The sequence below is a fragment of the Haloferax sulfurifontis ATCC BAA-897 genome, from assembly GCF_000337835.1.
Taxonomy (GTDB): Archaea; Halobacteriota; Halobacteria; order Halobacteriales; family Haloferacaceae; genus Haloferax; species Haloferax denitrificans.
Genome location: NZ_AOLM01000007.1, coordinates 1 through 18,819 on the forward strand (window position 1 = coordinate 1; position 18,819 = coordinate 18,819).

Consider the following 18,819-nt stretch of genomic DNA (forward strand, 5'->3'; position numbering starts at 1 on the left):
GCGGACGGCGTCGCCGCGCGTCAGCTCGTTCGAGATAGCCGCGAGTTCGCCACGGGACATCGTGCGCTCCTCGACGACCGCGAGCGCGGCCACACGGGCGTCGTGCGGGACGTCGAAGCGGTCGAGCGCATCGGCGATGGCCGCGGTGTCGTCGGCGAGTACGCCGTCAGAGACGAGCGACAGCGCCAACTCTGACGCGGTGTCTTCGTCGACGCCGAGTTTCAGACAGACGTTGTGAACTTGCCCGGCGAACCGTGCCTCCATTGAGGCGAGGCCGCCGTCGGTGACGGGGTCGGTGACTCGGTGGTCTGGTTCCGCCGCGTTGTGTGGGGTGTTGGTAGCCATAGATGCTTCAGGGGCTTTCGCCCCGTGTATGACTAATAGTCAGTTGTTGTAATAAGTGTTTTGTTGGGGTGTTGATGGAACTGCCGGGGCCAAAGACATAATACGCACAACAACAGTTGTACAGTCGCAGTCCGTGCAATCCTAAGCCGAACTATAGGTTGCCGGGTCGTCTACACGTCCGGTCAGAATACCAGTTCCGCCGGACGTGTCAACAATTCGTTTTAGAAGTCTCGAATCACCTTCCAGTGGGTACGAAGCGTGTTGACGGAGGTCTCCGCGGCGTCGGCAACCGCGGCTTGCGTCAGCTCCGGTTGGACGGCGTAGACACACGCGGCGGCGAACGCGCTCGGCGAGCGACCGGACGCGGTGCCGTCCTCGACGGCGTCGATAGCGATGCGGAGCGCACGGCGTTCGTCGTCGTTGCTCATGTCGAACTCAGACGCGAGGGCCGGAACGTGGTCCGCGGGCGTTAGCGGCGGGACCGCGATGCTGTCGAGTTCGCGCTGAATGTCCTTCGCGGTCGAAATCACGGCTTCGGCGTCGCAACGCGCGACCTCGTCGAAGTCCGAAGCGAAGCGGGGAATGGAGTTTTCGCGGAGCGCGATGTGCGCCGCGGCGGTCGCGAGGCGTTCGAGACTCCGGCCTTTCGCGAGGTCGGCGTCGTGTGCCGCGCGGAAAATGTAGCACGCCCGGTCGGTGACATCGTCGCCGCCGTCGAGCGCTTGCACGACGCGCTTGGCTTCGCCGAGGCCGAACATCCGGCATCGCTGACGCTTCGATTCGACCTTCGCCCGCTTGTGCTGGATGCGCATCCGGTGCATCGCAAGCGAGTTGTTGTCCGACTGGTACGAGATTTCGGACCCGAAGCCTCGGTCGTGGCGGCGAATCGTCGTCGGCGCTCCCACGCGCGACTCTTTGCGAATCTCCTCGCGCGTGCCGCTGAACTGGGGGCCGTGGTCGAACGCGGAGTCTTCGATAACCGCCGAACACTCGGGGCAGACGACCTCGTGGCCCATCTGACGGGGGGTCGCGCCGCAGTCGGGGCACGTGGTCGTGGGTGATGCAACGGTTCGAGTTGGGTAGTGGATTCCTGCCATAGATGCTTCAGGGGCTTTCGCCCCGTATATGACTAATAGTCACACTTTGTAATAAGTCCTTTGGTTGTGTTGGGCCATCAAAGCCGACGCTCGTCGAGCAAGAGTTACACACGGTGGCGGCAAATCCCCAATGGGGATGGTTCGCGACTGCCTCAACAGTCGCGTGCTATACGCCGCGGCCGGCGGTTAGAACCGCCTGAGGTCCCACGGAACGGCCGAATCTCCCCCGTGGCTTCGAATCGCCGCGGCCACCCATTCCTGCGAGTTCTCGCGGAGCATGATACTCCGACCGAATCGCTTGAACACGACCGGATAGGCCGTCGATTGGGCCATGTCCTTCGCGATGTCCTCCGCGTCGGCGCGAAGATTCGACGGGATGCCGAGCGAAGCGATAGTGCCGATACCGACCGCTCGCGGCTTGTAGAAGCCTTCACGGTGCATTTTGACAAGTATCGTTGCCCGAACTTTGTCTTCGGATTCTGAATCCATCTGTTTCACCTCCATTAGTGACTAATAGTCATACGAGATTAATAAATATTTTGGTTTAGTTGGTCGGGACAATACTTTGCGGCAAACGGTGCTGTTTCTTTGAACCAACGGCTTATGTGGCATGACAACTAATCCAGAGTATGGCAATGGATTTGGAGTATGACGGCGGTGGAAGTTCCGAAAACGCTCTGGAGAAGCTCTTGACGCCCGTTTCGAAGGTGTCGATTCTCCGCGCGTTACTGGACGCGCGCGTTCCGATGAATCCGACCGACATCTGTGAAACCGCTGGCCTCAGCAAGAACGCGTGGTACGACAACGCCGAAGACCTCATCGACCTCGGTGCGGTCAAGAAGGTCGGCGACGCGGGGAACTCGCCGATTTACATGGCTAACCGTGAGAACGAGCTGGTGCGAGCGCTCGAACGCGTGTACGATATTGCGGCCGCTCGCGACCGCGACGACCCCGCCGACAAAGCCATGCTCGACGTCCCAGACGAACTGCTCAGTGATGACGGCTAAAAAATAGTTCCCGGTTCGCTATTCGAACAGGGTGGTTTTTCTCAGGTGCTCGGCAACGGCGTCGCCGACCGCTTCGGCGAGCGCGGCACGCAGAGGGTTCTTGTGCTCGTAGAGGTCACCAGTGACCCACTTGCCGTCGTTCGAGGCGTTGTAGGCCGACAGGAAGAACCCGTTAGCGACCTTCTTGACGGTGATGACGAGGGTCACTTCACCGAAGTTGAAGCTCATGGCGAACTCGTCGCCGGGTGCGCCTTGTTTCAATCCGTCAGTGAGCGCGTCGAACCGGTCCATAGTGGAACCGGCTTCGATTTGCTCTTTGGTTGGGGTACCAGCCATTGGTTGTCTCGGGGCTTTCGCCCCGTATATGACTAATAGTCACCATCTGTCTTAAGTCTTCCTATGCCAAGTGGCCGTGGTGTATAGAAAGGTATAAGTTGGGAGATGACTATTAGTCATACAGGGGGTGGAAGCCCCCAAGCATCTATGGCAGAGAACCACAACGACGAAATCGAAGCATCGGTCGAAGAACACGGTAGCTACTGCGCGCTCGAAGTGCGCTCCAAGCGCGGCACGGGCACGCGGAACGAGGACCGCGTGAAAGCGACCCTCGCCCGCCCGACGCTCGACGACGTCGAGGGCGAGAAGGACCAGCTCATCGCGCTCGTCAAGGAGAGTCTCGGCGACGCCCGCGAGTTCCAACCCGACGCCGACGAATAGGTCGGGGGAGCCCGTGGACGCCTCTTTCGCGGTCGAACTGACGTCCGGCGTTCCCGACTGGTCGCTCGCGGTCCTGACGCTCGCGCTATCGGTCGTGTTTGCGGTCGCCGCCGGCGTCACGATTGGACTGGGTTCGGTCCTGCTCGCCGAGTTATTCGGCATCAGGTAGCCGGCCAAATAGAAACATTTTTATTGTGGTGTGACTATTAGTCATACACGGGGCGAAAGCCCCTGAAGCATCTATGGCAGAACCAAACCCAACCGAATCTGACGAACTCGACTCGTTTGAACCGCGCACGGTGCGCGCCCTGACCGAGCGGATGACCGTGTACGCCCAAGACCCCGACGCGTGGAGCGACTCGGAGGCCGCCGTCTACTCCAGTTCGACGCAGTACATTGTGTCGTTCGTTGAGGGGCAATGCAACTGCGACGACTCGTACTTCCGCCGCGCGAAGTGCAAGCACCAGCGCCGGGCGGCGTTCGCGCTCGGGATTCGGGACATTCCCGAGGACTTCCCCGAGGACCGCATCGACCCCCTGCTCCTCAAGCGCGTCCGCTCGCGGGGTCAGAAATGACCTTCTGGTGCGACATCTGTGAGATGGACCACGCGACGACGGTAGACGAAGACGGCTACACGCTCGGGCTGTGCCCGATGCGCGGCACGGTCCTCGTCGACGCCCCGGAGGTGCCGGCATGAAGGCCGTCGCCGACCGCGCCCGCGACCTGCTCGACGACGATAGCGAGTGGACCGTGGCCAACATGGCCGAGTACGTCAAGCTCACCCGGACCCGGACGCGCGTGTTCTCGCCGTCCGGCATCACCGGGGAGGACACGGTGTGCATCATCATCGTGGGCAACACGTTCGCGCTCATGTCTGGCTACAAGCGTTCGGGACCGTTCAAGTCGGGCGACCCGGTGGTGTCCGCGGTCGAAGCGACGCGCATCGTCGATGGGGTCGTTGACGACCCCGAACGCCAGTACATCGACATCAAGCCCGCACAGCAGTAACGGGCCACGACACTACGATTTTTAACCGATTCCGGGGGTAAAGTGACCGGGCGGAAACGCCCGGTGCATCTATGCGAAACGCTCTCACAACTCCCGACACGAAGACGTCCCACCCGCTGACGTTCGAGTGGGCCGACCGCCACGACCGGACGCTCCACGTCGAAACCGAGCTGTTCGCCTTCGGGTTCGTCGAACGAACCGCCGAGACCGCGACATGCTCACTCCACGACGGCCTATCCCTCCGCTCGGTCGAAGCTCGGACGCGCCGCCAACCGAACCTCAACCACGACACCGGCACGAACGGCGTCCCCGCGGCGCTCGCGACCGCGGTCGTCGGGGTCCGCTACACCTACGAGGACTCACCAGCTACCGAGCGCCGCGTCTCGTCGATTCGGCAACGGCGCGGTGCGTGGGTCGCCGTCCTCGACGACGGCACGCTCACGGTCGAAGTGAGCCGTCTCGTGGTCCTCCTCGCCGACGGAGTGGCAGTTCCGGCAGTGGCGTAACATATTTCAACTGGCGTGACTATTAGTCAGTCATGGCGCGCGTCGGCAGGACGTGCGAGTTCCACTATGACCGAAGACATACAAATCGAACCCGTTGACCTCGCGGCCATCAGATACCAAGGCGGCGCATACACGGTTGCGATAACGAAAGCGATGAATCGAATCGACAAGAGCGGCGGGTCGCTGTTCTTGGACATCCACGCAATCGAAGACATGGGCGTCCTCCCCGGTATGTGGACCGCGGACGACGCCGACGAGGTCGTGGACAAAAACACGCGGAAAATCCATGTCAAGCGAAATCAGAGCGGGGAAAGCTATCGCGTGAACATCCCCGAACGAGCGCTCGAAGACTTGGGCCTCGACCCCGAGGAGGTCCGGGAGCGCTCGGATGGGAAAAATCCGATGAAGCTCACCGTCCTCGCGGGCGACGACATGATTGTGTTCCAACCCATCTGATTCTGTTTCTCATCTAACGATTTCGACTAGTAGAAGTGACAACGCGGCTTAATTAGCGGTTTGATATGGCAAACAGTTATCACGGTTGATTGACTCGAAAGACAGTATGGCAGATAGAAAACAACTGGGGCTATCCTTCGCCATAGAGGCAATTGAGGGAGGAGACTGCAAGATGGTCGGCAATGGGACCATCTTCGCCCGAGCGGACGCGAGCGATGAGGTCGTGTCCGTCTACGAGATTGACGCCGAAGACGGTTCTCAGGAGGAGCTGTCTATCTACGGTTCGCTCGTCTGGACGGACACGTTCGATTCGGTCCTTCGGAAGCGGGGTGCGCCCGCCGCGGTCCCGTCCGACTAATCCCACGCCACGCAACCCAAGACCTACTTTTTGACTCGTCGTCGAGGCCGCCAGTCCCGAGCTTAAGTACGAGGCCGCGCCTACGTCAGTATGCGCTTGTACTACACCGGTGGGTCGCCGAACAACCTCCGGAAGGCCCGCGAACACGCGCCGTCGCACTCCCACGGCTACGGGTGGACGCCGGCGAAGATGACGCCCCACGACGCGCACTACTTCCTCGATAACGGGGCATACACCGGCGACTTCGACGGCGACGCGTGGTGTAACGCCATCGAGCGCTCGATGCTTGAGATGCCGATGGACCCCGATTTCGTCGTGATGCCCGACGTCTACGGCGACGCCGAGGCGACCGTCCGCCGCCACCTCGAATGGCTCTACGAACGCCCGCTCCCGCTTCGCTCGGGCGAGCTGATGCGCTACTGGGTGCTCCAGCCGGGCCTCCCGCTCGACGAACAGTTCGACGCCATCGCCGGGTGCCAAGGCGTGTTCGTCGGCGGCCCGGTCCGCTGGAAGCGCGCGTTCGGCGAACAGATCGTTGCGAAGGCCCGCGACCGCGACCTCCGAACGCACGTTGGAAATCCAGGCGGCGCGGGCGGACTCGTGTGGGCCTACCGCGCGGGCTTCGACTCGTGCGACACGACCAGCATCTTCCAGAACGGCTATTGGCACTACCTCGAAGCCCTCGAAGACGCGACCGAAGAGACCGACGCCGACCAGACCGCCGTCGACGACGCCGGCCAGACCGCGCTCAACGGGTGGGTGTGAACCCGTCGGTCCCGACGAGACTGATTCTCCCGAAAACACACCCGACGTTTCCGACGTTAGTCGAGAATTTCGAAGACGAACTTCGGACGAATGGCAAGTTCGTACTCGTTGTACCGACCTCCGCGACGGCCGTTGTTGCGCTCGTAGTGGTCGACAAAGCCCTGCATCGCCAACTCTCCAAGGTGGTCCCGGATAGCCCGCGTCGTGGTGAGTGGGTCTTTCCGCATCTCCTCGCAGACGCGCTCGTACGAGTCGTAGAGACGTTTGACTCGGACTGGCGTCTTGTCCGATTCTTCGAGCCGCGCGAGCGTTATGAGCACTATCTGCTGATGCTCAGTGATTGTGGTCAGGCTACTCTCCAACTCGCCCCGTTCAATCTGCTTTTTCGCGGCGTCGATGTCGTCAACGGTGACGGTGTCTCGCCCATCGCTTAGCGTGAGCCCGCCGCCGACGTCGAGCAGGTCGAGTGCTTGGCGAGCGTTCCCCGAATCGCGTGCCGCAAGGGCCGACGTATACTCGATGACGCCCTCCTCAACAGCACCGTCGACGAACGCTTTGTCCCTGCGGTCCGATAGGATTGAGTTGAGTTCGTTTGCGTTGTATGGAGGGAACTTCAGTTCACGTTCGCGGAGCGTCGACTTGGTTTTTGCAGAGAGCGTCTGGCGGAACGCGAAGTTGTTCGCGATTCCGATCAACGTCAGCGGGAGGTTCTCGTCGCTCGTATCGGATGCTTGGCGAGGGAGGTCGTACAGAAACGAATCGGCCTTTGACATGTGGTCGATTTCGTCGAGGACCAGGAATACCACATCGCCGTCGAGACTGTGCAACTCCTCGTAGAGCGTTTCGTAGGCGAGTTGCGTCGAGAGTCCGGTCTTCGGGAACTGTTTTTCGTTGTGGCCCCGGATTTGATTGATTAGCTTGCGTGAGACGTTGTACGCGGACGATTCGTTACAATTGACATTGAGAACGTCAATTTGGATGTCGTGCTCGGCCGCCGCTTCGATGAGCTGGTCCAAGACAAAATCGGTGACGGCGGTCTTTCCCACGCCCGTGTTCCCGTAGACCATGACGTTGCTCGGGGCATCGCCGAAAATCGCTTGCGCGAGGGCGTCGCGGTACTGTTTGATTTCGTCGTCACGTTCCAAGATGCGCTCGGGCGTGTAGTCCTCGGACAGCACACTACGGTCGTCGAACACCGACTGGTTCACACCTGAGAATATGTTGTCGGACATCGTCGTGTCATCTCTCTTTCTCCGACCCCGTGTCGGAGACTACCTATTCTCACTCACACGTGAGATTCACATAAAACCACCCGTTCCACTGTTTCTACTGTTCCTGTTGTTTATATACTCCCCTCACCCCGGTTTTCCACTGTTAGTCGCGGCGAGAGTCTGGTTTCCGTCTCGCCAACAGCATTTTGCCGGGACCAAAAGATATAATCTACCGTCCGAGGACAAGTCCGCTCAACACACCCCCACCCACCCGAGAGAGAAGAACACTGGAAAAGTGGGGTGGGGGGGGTATATAAATAACAAGAACAGTGGAATGGGTGGTCAACACTATCTGTTGCACTCACAATCGGAACACTTATTATGGGTGCAACAAATGTTGTTGTATGGAAGAAAGCCACAACGGTTCGAACGACAGCCACCCCATCAACGCCGACGTCGTCGCGGAGTTCGCCGAGATGCACAACACCACGACCGCAGTTGTCGACGCCGTCCTCACCGCCGCGCAGGACGACCTCTCGCACTACGTCGCCGAGATTCGCGAGGATGCTTCGCAGACCGTCGCCGAAGACGAGTCGACGCTGGTCGTGCTCGACGGCGGGCACCTCTGGAACGACGTCGCCAAAGAGATTCGCAACGACATCGACGCGGACGAACACGTGCTCAACAGTCTGTCGTCGATTCTCGGCGGGACTCACGACCGCCAGTTCAAGTCGTTCGGGGGGCGCAAGCTCACCGGCTACGGCAAGCAACAGGCCGTGAACGCCCTGAGCACCGCTGACGGCGTGTTCATCCAGAAGGCCGAGCCGGAGGACTCGGCGGGCGACGTCGACGTTGCGTGGCGCATCCGCCACGACCTCGGGTACAAGCAACCGTTCAACTACAACGCCGAGGCCATCGCGACCGTCACGGGCGACAAGGGGACGCTCAAAATCACGCGGACGTACTGCGCCATCCCCGACGACATGACCGACGAGGACCGCGACGCCATCATCGTCGACTCCGAGGCCCGGCACGTCGAGAGTGACACGCTCGTCGACGAGCGCCGCGAGACGTGGTCGATGTCGAAGCAACTCTACGAGACGGGCGGTCGTCGCGACCAGTACGACTCCGCTCTGCGCGAGTGGGTCTACGCGAACCACACGGGCGACTTCGGGGCCGAGTACGACCTGCTCGACGACGCGCTCGCGACGTGTGACGAGTGCGGCGCGTTCCCGGAGCACGACGCCGGCGTCTACGTCGACCAGCGCCCGACGAACAACTTCGCGCCCGACCGCAAGGACACGCTGTGCAACCACTGCCGGGCGAACTTCCTCGCCGAGCACACGATGCTGTCCCAACAGGAAGCCGAGGTCTACGCGCTCAAAGAGTCCGGTCTGAGCCACAGCGCGACGGCCGACGCGCTCGACATCTCGAAGTCGCAGGTCGGGACGGTCTTCGCCCGCATCTTTGACAAGAAGCTCGCGACCGCCGAGCGCACGGTCGAACTCGTGAAGCCGCTACACTAACTCGCCAGACAACTGCCATGACACTCGCAGAAGTTACTCTCGACGACTACGACATCGGTACGACCGGGACGGACGTCCTCGCGGAAGAGATTCGCATCATCGTCGACGGACGTCAGCGCTCCATCGGGACGGGGACCGTTCTCGCCTCCGAGGGCCGGGTTTTCGAGTCGGTTCCGAAGAACCGCCGGCACTTTCAATTCGAGGGCTTTCACCCCGTCACGAACACTCTTGGAGAGCTAAGTTGGGTCGCGTGCTTGACGACGACGGGGGTCGATGGCCCACGCTATGCCCACCTGTCGGAAATTGTCGATGCGGTTTCCGAGGGTGCGATGGAACTCAAGGAGGCTGAGAGCACATGAAGTACACCGACGAGGACCTGATTCGGGCACTCCAGAACCTCGCCGAGACACTCGGGTCGAAACCCACGGCGGCGGAGAACCAAGCCCACCCCGCGACGCCAAGTACACAGACGTACACGCGCCGGTTTGGGAGTTGGAACGAGGCGCTCGAAGCGGCCGGATTTCGAGCTGGCCCGCTCACCGAAGACGACCTCACGGAGATGATTCGGGACCTTGCCGACGACCTCGACCGCGTCCCCACTGTCGGCGACGTGAATGACGCGGAGGACCTGCCGCACGTCTGGACGTTCCAAGACCGCTTCGGGACGTGGAACGAGGCCGTCCGCGCGGCAGGATTCGATGCGAACCCCGGCTCGAACATCGACGCGCCCGACGATGACGATCTGCTCGAAGCACTCGCCGATTTGACGCGGGAGTTGGGCCGCGTCCCGACGCGCGACGAGATGGACGAGCGCGGCCGGTACGGGACGACAGTCTATCAACGGCGGTTCGGGGGCTGGAAAAGCGCGCTCCGCGAACTCGGACTCTCTCGCGACAGCCAACTGGCTGATTTTGACCGCCGGACACTCATCGAGGAGCTTCGAGAGTTCGCGAACTACGGCGGCAGGGGACCGACCGCGTCGGTCAAAATTCGCGACATGAGACATCGTGGGCCGCATTCATACAACGTCTATAACAGTTGATGGTAATACGATTTCTTTATTCAGTCTGCACCGCGAATATTTGTCGGGCGATTCATCGTCATTCTCGAATTTACTCACGAGCGTAATCAGTCCTTCTTCTCTGATTCCTGATACTGTTCACCGAGCGGCTTCACCCGGAGTTCGCCGAAGCCGTATCGGGAGTGTGAGCCGACCCGCGTGAGGCCGTTCTTCGCAGTCTCCACCGGGCGGTCTCCGAGGTACTTCACGACCTGTCCGTGGTCAACCGTCTGAAGGCGGAACACCTCACGCTGTTCGAGGATTTTCTCCTCACGGAGCCGCAGGTCGTCGCGGTTCTCCGCCCACCACCACGGGACAGGCCGGTCGTTCGTGTCCGGGTACTCCGATTCGAGGACGAACGGTGTCACCAACTCGATGAGGTACGTCTCCGCGCCTTCGAGCCGCGAGTAGTCCAGTTCATCGAGGTCCACCATCTGGGTGTCTTTCAGCGCGACCTCGCCGTAGCCGTAGTTGCGCTTACCGCCGAACTGGATGCCCTCCAGCACGTCCTCGCCGAGCGGGAGTACCGTCGGGTCATCGGCGTGCAGGTAGGCGTGAACGTACCACTTCGTCGTCTGGCGGTCCTTGCGTTGGTCGGGCCGCCGCCCCATGATGGTCTCGTGAGCCAGCACGGGGTGGCCGCCGTGAACGCGGAGATCGTGCGTGTTCAGTGCGTCCCGAGCGCGGGTATCCAGCATCCACGAATGTGACGCCTGCCGCTGAAGGAACAGGTCGTCGTACGCCTCCACGTCTGGCAGGCCACTCCCGAGGTACGGGCGAATGCCCGACTGGGAGTGTTCCTCGGGGAACGTCCCGAACTGACCGGGCACGAACACCCCGTGACTGGCCGACACCGCCGCGTGCGTCTCGGGATCGAGGTGCTGGCCGAGAGCGTGCAGGATGGCGTTCCCGCTCACGTAGTAGGGGTGGCCGATGTAGTCCATCCGCAGTTCCCAGAGGACCTGCTGGATGCGCGTCATCGGTCGGGCCTCCACGCGGCGAAGTCCTCGATGTACTGGAGGGCGGTACTCCACGACCACATCCGCCGTAGGTTCGCATCGAGCGTCATGTCGTACTTGTCGTGGTCGGTATCGAGCGGGTGCGCCGTCAGGCGGTTCCACGCCGACGCCCACGACCGCCACGGGCGACTCCCGAGCCGGGCAGAGGGACGCCCGCCGTCCTCGATGTCGATGCGGAGCGCGAACTCATCGCCGTCGAAGACGGTGCGGAACGGGACGACCTCACCCACCGGGTCCACGATGAGCCGGAGGTCGGCGAACTCGTGCCCGTCGCGGTAATTGTCAAGCAGGGCCGCCACGAGGAGCGTGTGGAACTTCAGCGAAGTGTACGGGTGATACACTGTTTCGCTGAACGCGGCGGCCACGTCGGACGCCAGCCACCGCTCGTGGGCGGCCTGTGCGTCCTCGGTGGCGATGAGGTTCGATACTTCACTCTCGATGGTCGTCCGCGTGAACGTCTCCGGGTCGTAGACCGTCTCCCCGGTGAGCAGGGACAGCCGGTAGTGGTCTGCGTGCGTCGGGACAGTCTGCTTCTGCACGTCCAGCGGACGCGAGAGCGCCGCCGCATCGCCGTCCGCGCCCTCAGGCACCGACTGGTTCACGGGAACGCCAGCGAACTCCTCGCGGGCGTCCTCGTGGCTCTCGCCAGTGAACTTGTGGGCGTCGTGGCGGTACGCAGTGAGCATCGCGTCGCTCATGAGGCGTCCTCCACGCGCTCAGCGAGCGCCGACTGGAACTCGGGGAGGTACTCGTCGGCCCACTCGTCGTCTTTCGCGTCCATCTTCTTCGTGTTGCCCTTGCCCCGGTCGAAGACTCGCCGGAGTTCGGTCTCGTTGTAGAGCGGGTTCACGAGTTCGCAGTCCACGATCCCGCCGCCGAAGTTCCGAGCGCCACCCAGCTGGTGCATGAAGTCGGTCTGGTGGGCGTCGAGGTAGTCGATGCCCTCAGCGAGCAGGGCGATGAACTCGGGTTTGGGCTCTCGAAAGGAGAGGTGCCACGCGCCGTCGAGGTTCGCTACAGCGTCTACCTCGGTGTTCCGAAGCGGTTCACGGTTGTCCTCGCGGTTGCGAGAGACGATGTTTCGGTTCAGGCGGCGGTAGTGGCCTTCGGCCTGTCCGCGCGTGTAGTCCACGCTGGAGCGGACGGGCGAGAACTTGATGGGCCGCCGCATCACCTTGCCGGGGCGATTGCCGAAGCCGCCGAAGAGGTCGTGAATCACGCACCCGTCGCCGTCTTCGTCTTCGAGGCAGTCGCCTTTCGGGTGATACCCGGCGTCGAGGTCGCGCGAGTACACGCCGTCCTTGCGGAAGTTGGCGTTGGCTTCGCCGGGGTGACAGGCGGTACCGTCGCGTTCGTGGACGGCCTTCTCCATCCCGTGGCGAAGCCAGCCCGAGAGGCTGAACGCGGGGATGATGCCGCCGATCTGGTTCTGCGGGTCGTTGTCCTCGTAGTTGCCGTTGGAGGCGTGATGGCGGTCGGTCATGATGCTGTCGTCGATGACGAGTAGGTCCGAGCGGATGCGGACAAACACGTCGCGGAATTCAGATGTCTTCATTTGTGTTTGGGTTTCAGCGTGCTTCGAGCGCGGCCTCCAGCGCCTCGATGGAGCCGTAGGCGACCGCACCGACTCGGTACTCTTTGTAGGTCTCGCCACCGTCTGTGCGGACGATACGAGCCGTCACGCGGGCGTTACTCGCCATCTGAACCTCCGCCGTATTGGTTCATCATGTGGTCATCCCAGTGGGATTCACGCCACTCTTCGACCTCGTTGGCGGCGTCGATGAGCGACTGTCCGACCTTGCGAGCTTCGTCCGGCTCCATCGCCGCACCCATGTTGATGGCACCGAAGAACACCTCCAGCGCAACCGGAATCTCCGTCTGACTGGGGTACATCTCGACGGAGACGTTCACCTCATCACTGTAGTTCTCGGCTGTGAGCGACCCGGAGAAACCTTCGTGACGCACTTCTCGCGGGAACTCTTTCTCGCCCTCACCGTCTCTGATATCGGACGGCGGCGTGTCGGTGTAGAGGCGGAGTTGGTCGCCGTGCGGGAGTCCCCAGACAGCGGCGGCGGCCCCGAGGAACTGACGGCGCGAAGTCATTCGTCACCCCCCTCATCGTGCGTTTCTTCCCACCACGATCCACGGTGTTCGGGAATCTCGGTGTAGCCCTGCCGCACCGACTCAGCGAGGCGTTCGAGGAGATCGGCGACATCGTGCCGGGGGAGACCGTTCGTTTCTGCCTCGTGAAGGGCTTCCTCGATGCTGTAGGCGAGGTTGCTGATGCCCGAAGGCAGACCGTTACCGTTGCCGTTTTGACCGCTGGGTTCGTCGTTCGACATGGGTTCTTCAATTGCTGGGGAACCCAGTCCGAGTGTTCCAACCACTCGGACGTTTCCTCGAAGGGTCACGTCCCAAGGGACCGGGCTTCCACACCCATTAGTTAATCGAATAATGGTATAAGCCTTTCCATTCGTTCACCAACTAATGGTTTTATGAGGTCCGGACTCCAATAGCCACTTGAATAATGGGCGATGTAGAATACGATATGCCCGGAAAAGACCGCGATGAAGAGAGCGGTCAATATACCGACACGTACTCCGCAGAGGCGATGCTCAGAGCAATACGTGAACTCGGTGGATTGGCTGGAACAAGTGATGTTGCTGAGGAAGTCGGTTGTGCGCGTGACACCGCGTACAAGAAGCTGAAAAAACTGCAAGACGAAAACCGCGTCGAGAGTCGAAAAGTTGGTGGCGCACTCGTTTGGCATGTGGTTGAGGGAAATGAATGAGGGGCGAGGACAGTCCCCGAGACTATGACCGGGAGTTCACGACACCGCTGGAGTTCCGTGTTCGGCGTCGAATCGGCTACAGCCACGACCACGGGATGGTGACGCGGTTCGTGGTTCAGCTGGAGTACCGATTTGACGACGGGTGGCGGGAGGTTGTTCGCTTCGACCACGACCCCGAGGGCGAACAGGACCATGACGTGACTGTCGAGGGCGTCCACATGGACGTCTACCGGGACGGCGAGAAGATTCGGTCGCCGGAAATCTTCCCACCGATGCCCGCGAACGACGCGCTCACGAGCGCCGAAGAACACTTGACCCAGCACGGCGAAAGGTACATCAAGAGGTTCGAGGAATGGCACGACATCAGGAGGAACCGATGACCGACGAAGAACTCGAAGAATTCCAAGACGCGGTGGAGAAACAGGGCGAAGAGCTACGTGACGCGCTCGCCGAAGACCTTGGTGGCGACCCCGACGACTACCGGAAGCGCCCGGTCGCTGACGGCGGCGAGTGATTCTGAGTTTCTTCTTGGGCCGATAGTAGCGTTGACTGGCATGATTTATCGGGGATGAGTGACATCGGGGCGTGTGGACAAAGACGCGAACCGCGACCCCGAAACGGAGGGCGAAATCAACAGGCGACGCGAAGAGAGGGCAGAAATCGGAAAGGGCTACAGAGCGGCCCGTCGGAAGCTCCCGGACAGCCCAGCAGACGACCCGTGGGGCTACATGGAACTCCCGACCCGAAACCCGGCAGACTACGAAATCCCGCCGCTGTGGGAGGCGCTGGCCGATAGCGCATCCCGCGTTCGGTGGCGGACGGAACGGAACTCCCTCACGGGAGAGCCGGGTGCAGACATCTTTGACCCTATCGCCGCGACTATCGGCGAGACACGGCTGTTTCCGCACTACTGGGACAAAGGAGACAACGCCGACCTCACGCGGAACCTCGACGGCGAGGAAGCGACGCGCGTGTACCTGTACATGGACCTCTCGCCACTCCCCGAGTACCGCGTCGCCGACCGGATCGGCATGGCCCGCGTCCGCGACGCCCTCGACATCGAGAACTCGGTGAGCCAATCCACGCTGAACCGGATGCCCGGACGCATGGACAAGGAGCGCCGCTACTACTTGGCGAGTGAGACCGAGACGCTCGTGCGCCAGTGGCAGGACACAAAGTACGAGGACTGGGTGCGGAACCCGACGCCCGACACCATCGCACCCGATGGCGAGGGCGTTCCGCCGGTCCAGACGCTCGTACGCGAGCTGCGCTCGGAGACGTTCAAGTACATCCGGCTGAAGCGCGACGCCAGTACGAGCGTCTCGAAGGACGCGGCGATGCGCGTGTTGGTGGCCGCTGCGAACGGCAACGCCTTCGTCAACGACGCGGCGGAGAACCTCGACCTCAAACCGTGGTACGACGGGTCGGAGATTCCCACGGGACAGACGCTCATCTACCACATTCGGAAGTCTACGCGGGAGCAGATCACGCAGATGTTCATGGAGGCGAACGAGCCGCTCTTCGAGATCGCCGCCGACCACGACTACTTCCCCGACCGGGCAGAGGTCGCCATCGACATCACGGACTGGCCGTACTACGGCGACCCGGACTCGGACGAGTACGTTCGCGGGACGAAGCCGGGACGGAACTACGCGAGAGCGTGGAAGTACATCACGCTCTCGCTCGTTGGGACGGACACGCCGTTCATCCTACTCGTTCTTCCCGTCAGGAAGCGGTCGGAGGCTCCGCAGTACGTCCGGCGGCTTCTCCGGTTCGCAAACCAGTATCTCGACCTTCACCGTGTCTACTTGGACGCTGGCACCGAGTTCTACAACTCCGACACCATCTCGACGGTGAACGAGTTCGGGCTGGAGTTGGTGATGCAGGGCCGGAAGTCCGGCTCTGACATCAAGCATTTCTTGAACGGGATGGGGTGGCTGGACATGGAGTCGTCGTACATCCCGTACGGCGTCGGCGACCTCGACGAAGACAACTACCACGCGGTCGGCGTGAAGTCCGAGAAGAAGTCCAAACTCCGCAAGTCGAAGCCTGAGAAGCCGATGGACGACTACACGTACTTTTATACGAACATCGATCCGAGCGAGGTGCCGCCGGAGGAACTCGCCAGCGACTACCGGCGACGTTGGGGCATCGAAACGGGCTTTCGTGTCCTCAAAGAGGAGTTCCTCTCGAAGTCGGCATCGCCGGATTCGGTGGTTCGGACGTTCTACTTCAACTTCGCGGCACATCTCTACAACATCTGGACGGTAGCGAATATTCGGCGGGCGGACGAACTCGATGTGGACCTGAGCGAGGGCAAACAGTTCACGGCGGGGCGGCTGATGCAGGCCATCGAGGACGACCCGTACGACCTCGACATCCCGACCGAACCACCAGAAACCAGACAAGTATTCGGTGAGTTATTTTAGCAGGGCCGGGGCGCGTTGAGAAGTCGTTTCAGTTTCACACGCGAAACTGAATAAAGAAACCGTACTACCATCTACTGATAAGCGAATTTTTGGCTCGTGGGATGCGGCACTCGTCGAGGCGGGGCTTGACCCTCGAAAGACGATAACTCGCGAAGACGTGCTCGACGAGATTCGCCGTGTTGCGAGCGAATTGGGGCTCGAACCCGGCGATGCGGCCCCGACCGTCGAAGACCTATCTGAGCATGGTGAGATGTCGCTTCACTCCATCCTGCATCACTTCGATACCTGGAACGGCGCAGTCAGCGCCGCGGGGTTCACGCCGAACGAGGGCCGCCCGAGCTACACGCCCGAGTACGGCGATATGGACCTCCTCAAAGAGATTCGGCGCGTCGCCGACGAGATGGCCGAAACCCCAACCACCGACGAGTTCGAATCCCGGAGCCAAGTCGGGACCACGACCATCGAGCAACGGTTCGGGAGCTGGCATCGAGCACTGAAGCTCGCGGGTCTGCGGCCGCGCCGACAAAGTCCGGGCGGGACGCCGCGAGGCTCGTCGACGGCAGTGGACGTCAACCGTGTGGTTGGTGGTGCGGACGCGCCGCGCATCGACCGGGTCAGCATCTCGGCCGGCGGCACCCGGCACCCGGTATCTGTCGGCGACTTCATCCTTGACAAGTGGTCGCCACTGCTCTCGTACGAGGTCGTCGACATCCGTGTTGGGACCGACGCCCTCGCGCCTATCTGGGAGGTCGTGACAACCCCAACCGACCTCGAAGCGCCGCTCACGAGAACGTTCTATGGGGACGAACTCGCAGAGTGGATTCAACATGGCTACCGTTCTAAGCCGCACGTGTCGATACTCCACAGCGAGTAGTTCGAAAATGCTCACCAAATCCCGGTGAGCACGTCGGGAAACCACCCAACTGTTCTACAAAGCTTCAATATCGCAGACAGTCTTGGGCGGATATGCGTTTTCAGCGAGACGACCACGGGTTTGGGACGGTCGCGACACTCGACATCGAGACGACGCACTACGACGCCGAGCGGGGTGAGGTCGTGTCCGTCGGCATCGGCCACCACGAACTCGGCGCGCCCGCCGGCGAAGCCGAGTACGAGCTGTTCCATCGCGACGTCGACGGCGAACCGGCACTCATCACCCGCTCGATGGACTATCTCAACGGCCTCGACGCCGACGGCCTCGTAACGTACAACGGCCGCGGCTTCGACGTGGAGTTCCTGGTCGACCGGATGTACCGTCTCGGGGAGGACAACCCACGTCCGGAACTCGACGGCGACGACACGCATATCGACATCTTCGCCGACCGGAAGCAACGCGCCGACCAGCGGGGCGAAAAGTGGCCGGCTCTGGAGGAGTGTCTGGAGTCGTACGACCTCCCGGTGCCGAAGACGCTCTGGAACGGCCGCACGGTGACGAACAAGCTGTTCGGCCGCGAGGTCGGGCCGGTGTTCCTCGATGCGGTCGCGTCCGATAGCGACGACGTGGCGGCCTTCCACGACCTCATCGACCACTACCTTCGAACCGACTTAGAAGCGAACCTCGCGCTCTACTACGCCGACATCGGCCGCGACTTCGAACCCGTGCATCTCGGGACCGAGACGTCCGTCGACGTGTAGGCGCGAACAGATCGGCGCGACGCGGGTCGCTAAAACAGGGCTATTTTCCGGGGCGATTCACTCACGCTGTTCGTCGTCGACGGCGGTGAGCATCAGCGCCCGGTCGAGTTCGAGGAGCGCCGCGCCGACGTGGCTGTCAGCGTCGAACTGGTACATCTGCGCGTTCCCGGCTTTCCGCGTCGGCTTGATGACGCCGAGGTCGAGGAGGTCGCCGAGGTTCCGGTCGACGGTCATCCGAGTCACGTCGGCGGCCTTCGCGATGTCGGTCTTGTTGAGGTCTTCGTGCCGGCGTGCGAGCATCCCGAGGAGAATCGCTGGCTTCGACCCGTCGCCGAGAAGGTCCTCCCAACGCGTCCCGCTCACTTCGTCGATGGCCTCACCGTGGGTGTGTTCTGGCATGAGTAATACAACGACAACGAGTGTTATAATACTTGCTACTGTGAGTTACGCCGCTGTAACATAGGTTAGGTAGGTTTATTAGTGTGTAACATCTATGTGGTAGTACAGGAGGTGAAAAACATGGAATTTCATGCAATCAAGCTCCGAATCGTCGAGAAGATGGCGCGCAAGGAGTTCGTTGGTGCGTCGACGGTCGCCGTCGACGACGTGACGAACTGGCTTCCGTCCCACGCACAGGGCGACGCGAAGGACGCGCTGAACGCGCTCGAACGGAAGGGCGTCGTCGTGACTCCGCGTGTTGGCTACGTGCGTCTCTCGTCAATGGAGAACGCCGTCGAGTGGATTGAGAGCCACGACGGCGACGTACCGTTCAACGCGAGGTAGAAGCCCCCACAAGGGGCGTCTCGCGGTGGTGAATCGACTCCCGACTATCATCTTTCTTTCGACGGTCATGGTGGTTCGAAGCGCAGACAGGACCGCTACAAGTGCT

Annotated in this window: 32 protein-coding genes; 20 read left to right on the forward strand and 12 right to left on the reverse strand. The window is 61.6% G+C overall.

Translation table 11 applies throughout. The features are described from left to right. From C441_RS04110 to C441_RS04120, 3 genes are all read right to left on the reverse strand, one after another. Positions 1-345 (reverse strand): hypothetical protein (locus tag C441_RS04110; RefSeq protein WP_007273937.1); only part of this gene is annotated, 345 nt, incomplete at its 3' end. A gap of 221 nt (positions 346-566) precedes the next feature. Next, the gene (locus tag C441_RS04115) at positions 567-1,442 is read right to left on the reverse strand and encodes a transcription initiation factor IIB (RefSeq protein WP_083874882.1); all 876 of its coding nucleotides are present in this window, start codon (positions 1,440-1,442) and stop codon (positions 567-569) included. Between the two features lie 186 nt (positions 1,443-1,628). Then, positions 1,629-1,946 carry a hypothetical protein gene (locus tag C441_RS04120; RefSeq protein ID WP_007273939.1) on the reverse strand — a complete coding sequence of 106 codons (318 nt, stop codon included), beginning with the start codon at positions 1,944-1,946 and terminating at the stop codon, positions 1,629-1,631. 242 nt (positions 1,947-2,188) lie between these two features. Between C441_RS04120 and C441_RS04125 the strand changes: the two genes are divergently transcribed. Further along, positions 2,189-2,449: a hypothetical protein gene (locus C441_RS04125; RefSeq protein ID WP_152420693.1), complete on the forward strand. Its 261-nt coding sequence runs from the start codon at positions 2,189-2,191 to the stop codon at positions 2,447-2,449. 18 nt (positions 2,450-2,467) lie between these two features. Here the strand turns inward: C441_RS04125 and C441_RS04130 are convergent, their stop codons facing one another. Then, complete coding sequence (locus C441_RS04130; protein ID WP_152420694.1) at positions 2,468-2,785, reverse strand: hypothetical protein; 318 nt, start codon at positions 2,783-2,785, stop codon at positions 2,468-2,470. A gap of 147 nt (positions 2,786-2,932) precedes the next feature. On the opposite strand from C441_RS04130, the gene C441_RS04135 reads away from it, so the two are divergent. The 9 genes from C441_RS04135 (at position 2,933) to C441_RS04165 (ending at position 6,259) form a co-directional block, all read left to right on the forward strand. Then, positions 2,933-3,166, forward strand: coding sequence for a DUF7389 domain-containing protein (locus C441_RS04135; RefSeq protein ID WP_007273942.1), 234 nt, complete (start codon positions 2,933-2,935; stop codon positions 3,164-3,166). Between the two features lie 13 nt (positions 3,167-3,179). After that, a complete protein-coding gene (locus C441_RS19685; protein WP_161618812.1) occupies positions 3,180-3,335 on the forward strand; it encodes a hypothetical protein in 156 nt (51 codons plus the stop codon). A 73-nt stretch (positions 3,336-3,408) separates the two neighbouring features. Then, positions 3,409-3,741: a hypothetical protein gene (locus tag C441_RS04140; protein WP_007273943.1), complete on the forward strand. Its 333-nt coding sequence runs from the start codon at positions 3,409-3,411 to the stop codon at positions 3,739-3,741. Beyond that, a complete protein-coding gene (locus C441_RS20480; RefSeq protein WP_268237552.1) occupies positions 3,738-3,863 on the forward strand; it encodes a hypothetical protein in 126 nt (41 codons plus the stop codon). The genes C441_RS04140 and C441_RS20480 overlap by 4 nt, the downstream gene beginning before the upstream one ends. Further along, positions 3,860-4,174: a hypothetical protein gene (locus C441_RS04145; RefSeq protein ID WP_007273944.1), complete on the forward strand. Its 315-nt coding sequence runs from the start codon at positions 3,860-3,862 to the stop codon at positions 4,172-4,174. The genes C441_RS20480 and C441_RS04145 overlap by 4 nt, the downstream gene beginning before the upstream one ends. A 71-nt stretch (positions 4,175-4,245) precedes the next feature. Then, positions 4,246-4,680, forward strand: a complete 435-nt coding sequence (locus tag C441_RS04150; RefSeq protein ID WP_007273945.1) for a hypothetical protein — start codon at positions 4,246-4,248, stop codon at positions 4,678-4,680. 66 nt (positions 4,681-4,746) lie between these two features. Further along, positions 4,747-5,136, forward strand: coding sequence for a hypothetical protein (locus tag C441_RS04155; RefSeq protein WP_007273946.1), 390 nt, complete (start codon positions 4,747-4,749; stop codon positions 5,134-5,136). Between the two features lie 106 nt (positions 5,137-5,242). Further along, positions 5,243-5,494 (forward strand): hypothetical protein, encoded by a 252-nt coding sequence (locus tag C441_RS04160; protein ID WP_049920430.1) that lies wholly within the window; start codon positions 5,243-5,245, stop codon positions 5,492-5,494. A gap of 90 nt (positions 5,495-5,584) precedes the next feature. Next, a complete protein-coding gene (locus tag C441_RS04165; protein ID WP_007273948.1) occupies positions 5,585-6,259 on the forward strand; it encodes a hypothetical protein in 675 nt (224 codons plus the stop codon). 56 nt (positions 6,260-6,315) lie between these two features. Here the strand turns inward: C441_RS04165 and C441_RS04170 are convergent, their stop codons facing one another. After that, the gene (locus tag C441_RS04170) at positions 6,316-7,491 is read right to left on the reverse strand and encodes a Cdc6/Cdc18 family protein (RefSeq protein ID WP_007273949.1); all 1,176 of its coding nucleotides are present in this window, start codon (positions 7,489-7,491) and stop codon (positions 6,316-6,318) included. 383 nt (positions 7,492-7,874) lie between these two features. Here C441_RS04170 and C441_RS04175 point away from each other — a divergent pair, with 383 nt between their 5' ends. Genes C441_RS04175 through C441_RS04185 form a run of 3 tightly spaced genes read left to right on the forward strand, consistent with a single transcriptional unit; the run spans position 7,875 to position 10,038 of the window. Continuing rightward, positions 7,875-8,996 (forward strand): hypothetical protein, encoded by a 1,122-nt coding sequence (locus C441_RS04175; protein ID WP_007273950.1) that lies wholly within the window; start codon positions 7,875-7,877, stop codon positions 8,994-8,996. Positions 8,997-9,013: 17 nt separating this feature from the next. Continuing rightward, positions 9,014-9,355: a hypothetical protein gene (locus C441_RS04180; protein ID WP_007273951.1), complete on the forward strand. Its 342-nt coding sequence runs from the start codon at positions 9,014-9,016 to the stop codon at positions 9,353-9,355. Further along, positions 9,352-10,038: a homing endonuclease associated repeat-containing protein gene (locus C441_RS04185; RefSeq protein WP_007273952.1), complete on the forward strand. Its 687-nt coding sequence runs from the start codon at positions 9,352-9,354 to the stop codon at positions 10,036-10,038. Before C441_RS04180 ends, C441_RS04185 begins: the two co-directional genes overlap by 4 nt. A gap of 86 nt (positions 10,039-10,124) precedes the next feature. On the opposite strand, the gene C441_RS04190 is transcribed toward C441_RS04185, so the two are convergent. Genes C441_RS04190 through C441_RS04210 form a run of 6 tightly spaced genes read right to left on the reverse strand, consistent with a single transcriptional unit; the run spans position 10,125 to position 13,417 of the window. Then, positions 10,125-11,036, reverse strand: a complete 912-nt coding sequence (locus C441_RS04190; RefSeq protein WP_007273953.1) for a hypothetical protein — start codon at positions 11,034-11,036, stop codon at positions 10,125-10,127. Beyond that, positions 11,033-11,773: a hypothetical protein gene (locus tag C441_RS04195; RefSeq protein ID WP_007273954.1), complete on the reverse strand. Its 741-nt coding sequence runs from the start codon at positions 11,771-11,773 to the stop codon at positions 11,033-11,035. Before C441_RS04195 ends, C441_RS04190 begins: the two co-directional genes overlap by 4 nt. Then, complete coding sequence (locus C441_RS04200; protein ID WP_007273955.1) at positions 11,770-12,630, reverse strand: hypothetical protein; 861 nt, start codon at positions 12,628-12,630, stop codon at positions 11,770-11,772. Before C441_RS04200 ends, C441_RS04195 begins: the two co-directional genes overlap by 4 nt. Positions 12,631-12,643: 13 nt before the next feature. Then, positions 12,644-12,775 carry a hypothetical protein gene (locus C441_RS20485; protein ID WP_007273956.1) on the reverse strand — a complete coding sequence of 44 codons (132 nt, stop codon included), beginning with the start codon at positions 12,773-12,775 and terminating at the stop codon, positions 12,644-12,646. Further along, the gene (locus tag C441_RS04205; protein WP_007273957.1) at positions 12,765-13,178 is read right to left on the reverse strand and encodes a hypothetical protein; all 414 of its coding nucleotides are present in this window, start codon (positions 13,176-13,178) and stop codon (positions 12,765-12,767) included. The genes C441_RS20485 and C441_RS04205 overlap by 11 nt, the downstream gene beginning before the upstream one ends. Next, on the reverse strand, positions 13,175-13,417 hold the full coding sequence (locus C441_RS04210) for a hypothetical protein (RefSeq protein ID WP_007273958.1): 243 nt from the start codon (positions 13,415-13,417) through the stop codon (positions 13,175-13,177). The genes C441_RS04205 and C441_RS04210 overlap by 4 nt, the downstream gene beginning before the upstream one ends. A 185-nt stretch (positions 13,418-13,602) precedes the next feature. Between C441_RS04210 and C441_RS18940 the strand changes: the two genes are divergently transcribed. The 6 genes from C441_RS18940 (at position 13,603) to C441_RS04230 (ending at position 17,930) form a co-directional block, all read left to right on the forward strand. Next, a complete protein-coding gene (locus C441_RS18940; protein WP_229722762.1) occupies positions 13,603-13,866 on the forward strand; it encodes a transcriptional regulator in 264 nt (87 codons plus the stop codon). Next, complete coding sequence (locus C441_RS04215) at positions 13,863-14,246, forward strand: DUF7718 family protein (RefSeq protein ID WP_007273960.1); 384 nt, start codon at positions 13,863-13,865, stop codon at positions 14,244-14,246. The genes C441_RS18940 and C441_RS04215 overlap by 4 nt, the downstream gene beginning before the upstream one ends. Continuing rightward, positions 14,243-14,380: a hypothetical protein gene (locus tag C441_RS19690; protein ID WP_161618813.1), complete on the forward strand. Its 138-nt coding sequence runs from the start codon at positions 14,243-14,245 to the stop codon at positions 14,378-14,380. Before C441_RS04215 ends, C441_RS19690 begins: the two co-directional genes overlap by 4 nt. Positions 14,381-14,453: 73 nt before the next feature. Then, positions 14,454-16,295, forward strand: a complete 1,842-nt coding sequence (locus tag C441_RS04220) for a transposase (protein WP_007273961.1) — start codon at positions 14,454-14,456, stop codon at positions 16,293-16,295. Between the two features lie 142 nt (positions 16,296-16,437). After that, positions 16,438-17,169, forward strand: coding sequence for a homing endonuclease associated repeat-containing protein (locus C441_RS04225; protein WP_268237553.1), 732 nt, complete (start codon positions 16,438-16,440; stop codon positions 17,167-17,169). A 92-nt stretch (positions 17,170-17,261) separates the two neighbouring features. Next, positions 17,262-17,930, forward strand: coding sequence for a ribonuclease H-like domain-containing protein (locus tag C441_RS04230; RefSeq protein WP_007273963.1), 669 nt, complete (start codon positions 17,262-17,264; stop codon positions 17,928-17,930). 57 nt (positions 17,931-17,987) lie between these two features. Here the strand turns inward: C441_RS04230 and C441_RS04235 are convergent, their stop codons facing one another. Beyond that, complete coding sequence (locus C441_RS04235) at positions 17,988-18,329, reverse strand: helix-turn-helix domain-containing protein (protein ID WP_007273964.1); 342 nt, start codon at positions 18,327-18,329, stop codon at positions 17,988-17,990. Between the two features lie 120 nt (positions 18,330-18,449). Between C441_RS04235 and C441_RS04240 the strand changes: the two genes are divergently transcribed. Then, positions 18,450-18,713 (forward strand): hypothetical protein, encoded by a 264-nt coding sequence (locus C441_RS04240; RefSeq protein WP_007273965.1) that lies wholly within the window; start codon positions 18,450-18,452, stop codon positions 18,711-18,713. Positions 18,714-18,819: the final 106 nt, after the last annotated feature.

What these genes read in the sequence shown, in the direction of transcription:
- C441_RS04115 (WP_083874882.1), bottom strand. Translation starts at nt 1,442, where the DNA reads ATGGCAGGAATCCACTACCCAACTCGAACCGTTGCATCACCCACGACC.
- C441_RS04120 (WP_007273939.1), bottom strand. Translation starts at nt 1,946, where the DNA reads ATGGAGGTGAAACAGATGGATTCAGAATCCGAAGACAAAGTTCGGGCA.
- C441_RS04125 (WP_152420693.1), top strand. Translation starts at nt 2,189, where the DNA reads ATGAATCCGACCGACATCTGTGAAACCGCTGGCCTCAGCAAGAACGCG.
- C441_RS04130 (WP_152420694.1), bottom strand. Translation starts at nt 2,785, where the DNA reads ATGGCTGGTACCCCAACCAAAGAGCAAATCGAAGCCGGTTCCACTATG.
- C441_RS04135 (WP_007273942.1), top strand. Translation starts at nt 2,933, where the DNA reads ATGGCAGAGAACCACAACGACGAAATCGAAGCATCGGTCGAAGAACAC.
- C441_RS04140 (WP_007273943.1), top strand. Translation starts at nt 3,409, where the DNA reads ATGGCAGAACCAAACCCAACCGAATCTGACGAACTCGACTCGTTTGAA.
- C441_RS20480 (WP_268237552.1), top strand. Translation starts at nt 3,738, where the DNA reads ATGACCTTCTGGTGCGACATCTGTGAGATGGACCACGCGACGACGGTA.
- C441_RS04145 (WP_007273944.1), top strand. Translation starts at nt 3,860, where the DNA reads ATGAAGGCCGTCGCCGACCGCGCCCGCGACCTGCTCGACGACGATAGC.
- C441_RS04150 (WP_007273945.1), top strand. Translation starts at nt 4,246, where the DNA reads ATGCGAAACGCTCTCACAACTCCCGACACGAAGACGTCCCACCCGCTG.
- C441_RS04155 (WP_007273946.1), top strand. Translation starts at nt 4,747, where the DNA reads ATGACCGAAGACATACAAATCGAACCCGTTGACCTCGCGGCCATCAGA.
- C441_RS04160 (WP_049920430.1), top strand. Translation starts at nt 5,243, where the DNA reads ATGGCAGATAGAAAACAACTGGGGCTATCCTTCGCCATAGAGGCAATT.
- C441_RS04165 (WP_007273948.1), top strand. Translation starts at nt 5,585, where the DNA reads ATGCGCTTGTACTACACCGGTGGGTCGCCGAACAACCTCCGGAAGGCC.
- C441_RS04170 (WP_007273949.1), bottom strand. Translation starts at nt 7,491, where the DNA reads ATGTCCGACAACATATTCTCAGGTGTGAACCAGTCGGTGTTCGACGAC.
- C441_RS04175 (WP_007273950.1), top strand. Translation starts at nt 7,875, where the DNA reads ATGGAAGAAAGCCACAACGGTTCGAACGACAGCCACCCCATCAACGCC.
- C441_RS04180 (WP_007273951.1), top strand. Translation starts at nt 9,014, where the DNA reads ATGACACTCGCAGAAGTTACTCTCGACGACTACGACATCGGTACGACC.
- C441_RS04185 (WP_007273952.1), top strand. Translation starts at nt 9,352, where the DNA reads ATGAAGTACACCGACGAGGACCTGATTCGGGCACTCCAGAACCTCGCC.
- C441_RS04190 (WP_007273953.1), bottom strand. Translation starts at nt 11,036, where the DNA reads ATGACGCGCATCCAGCAGGTCCTCTGGGAACTGCGGATGGACTACATC.
- C441_RS04195 (WP_007273954.1), bottom strand. Translation starts at nt 11,773, where the DNA reads ATGAGCGACGCGATGCTCACTGCGTACCGCCACGACGCCCACAAGTTC.
- C441_RS04200 (WP_007273955.1), bottom strand. Translation starts at nt 12,630, where the DNA reads ATGAAGACATCTGAATTCCGCGACGTGTTTGTCCGCATCCGCTCGGAC.
- C441_RS20485 (WP_007273956.1), bottom strand. Translation starts at nt 12,775, where the DNA reads ATGGCGAGTAACGCCCGCGTGACGGCTCGTATCGTCCGCACAGACGGT.
- C441_RS04205 (WP_007273957.1), bottom strand. Translation starts at nt 13,178, where the DNA reads ATGACTTCGCGCCGTCAGTTCCTCGGGGCCGCCGCCGCTGTCTGGGGA.
- C441_RS04210 (WP_007273958.1), bottom strand. Translation starts at nt 13,417, where the DNA reads ATGTCGAACGACGAACCCAGCGGTCAAAACGGCAACGGTAACGGTCTG.
- C441_RS18940 (WP_229722762.1), top strand. Translation starts at nt 13,603, where the DNA reads ATGGGCGATGTAGAATACGATATGCCCGGAAAAGACCGCGATGAAGAG.
- C441_RS04215 (WP_007273960.1), top strand. Translation starts at nt 13,863, where the DNA reads ATGAGGGGCGAGGACAGTCCCCGAGACTATGACCGGGAGTTCACGACA.
- C441_RS19690 (WP_161618813.1), top strand. Translation starts at nt 14,243, where the DNA reads ATGACCGACGAAGAACTCGAAGAATTCCAAGACGCGGTGGAGAAACAG.
- C441_RS04230 (WP_007273963.1), top strand. Translation starts at nt 17,262, where the DNA reads ATGCGTTTTCAGCGAGACGACCACGGGTTTGGGACGGTCGCGACACTC.
- C441_RS04235 (WP_007273964.1), bottom strand. Translation starts at nt 18,329, where the DNA reads ATGCCAGAACACACCCACGGTGAGGCCATCGACGAAGTGAGCGGGACG.
- C441_RS04240 (WP_007273965.1), top strand. Translation starts at nt 18,450, where the DNA reads ATGGAATTTCATGCAATCAAGCTCCGAATCGTCGAGAAGATGGCGCGC.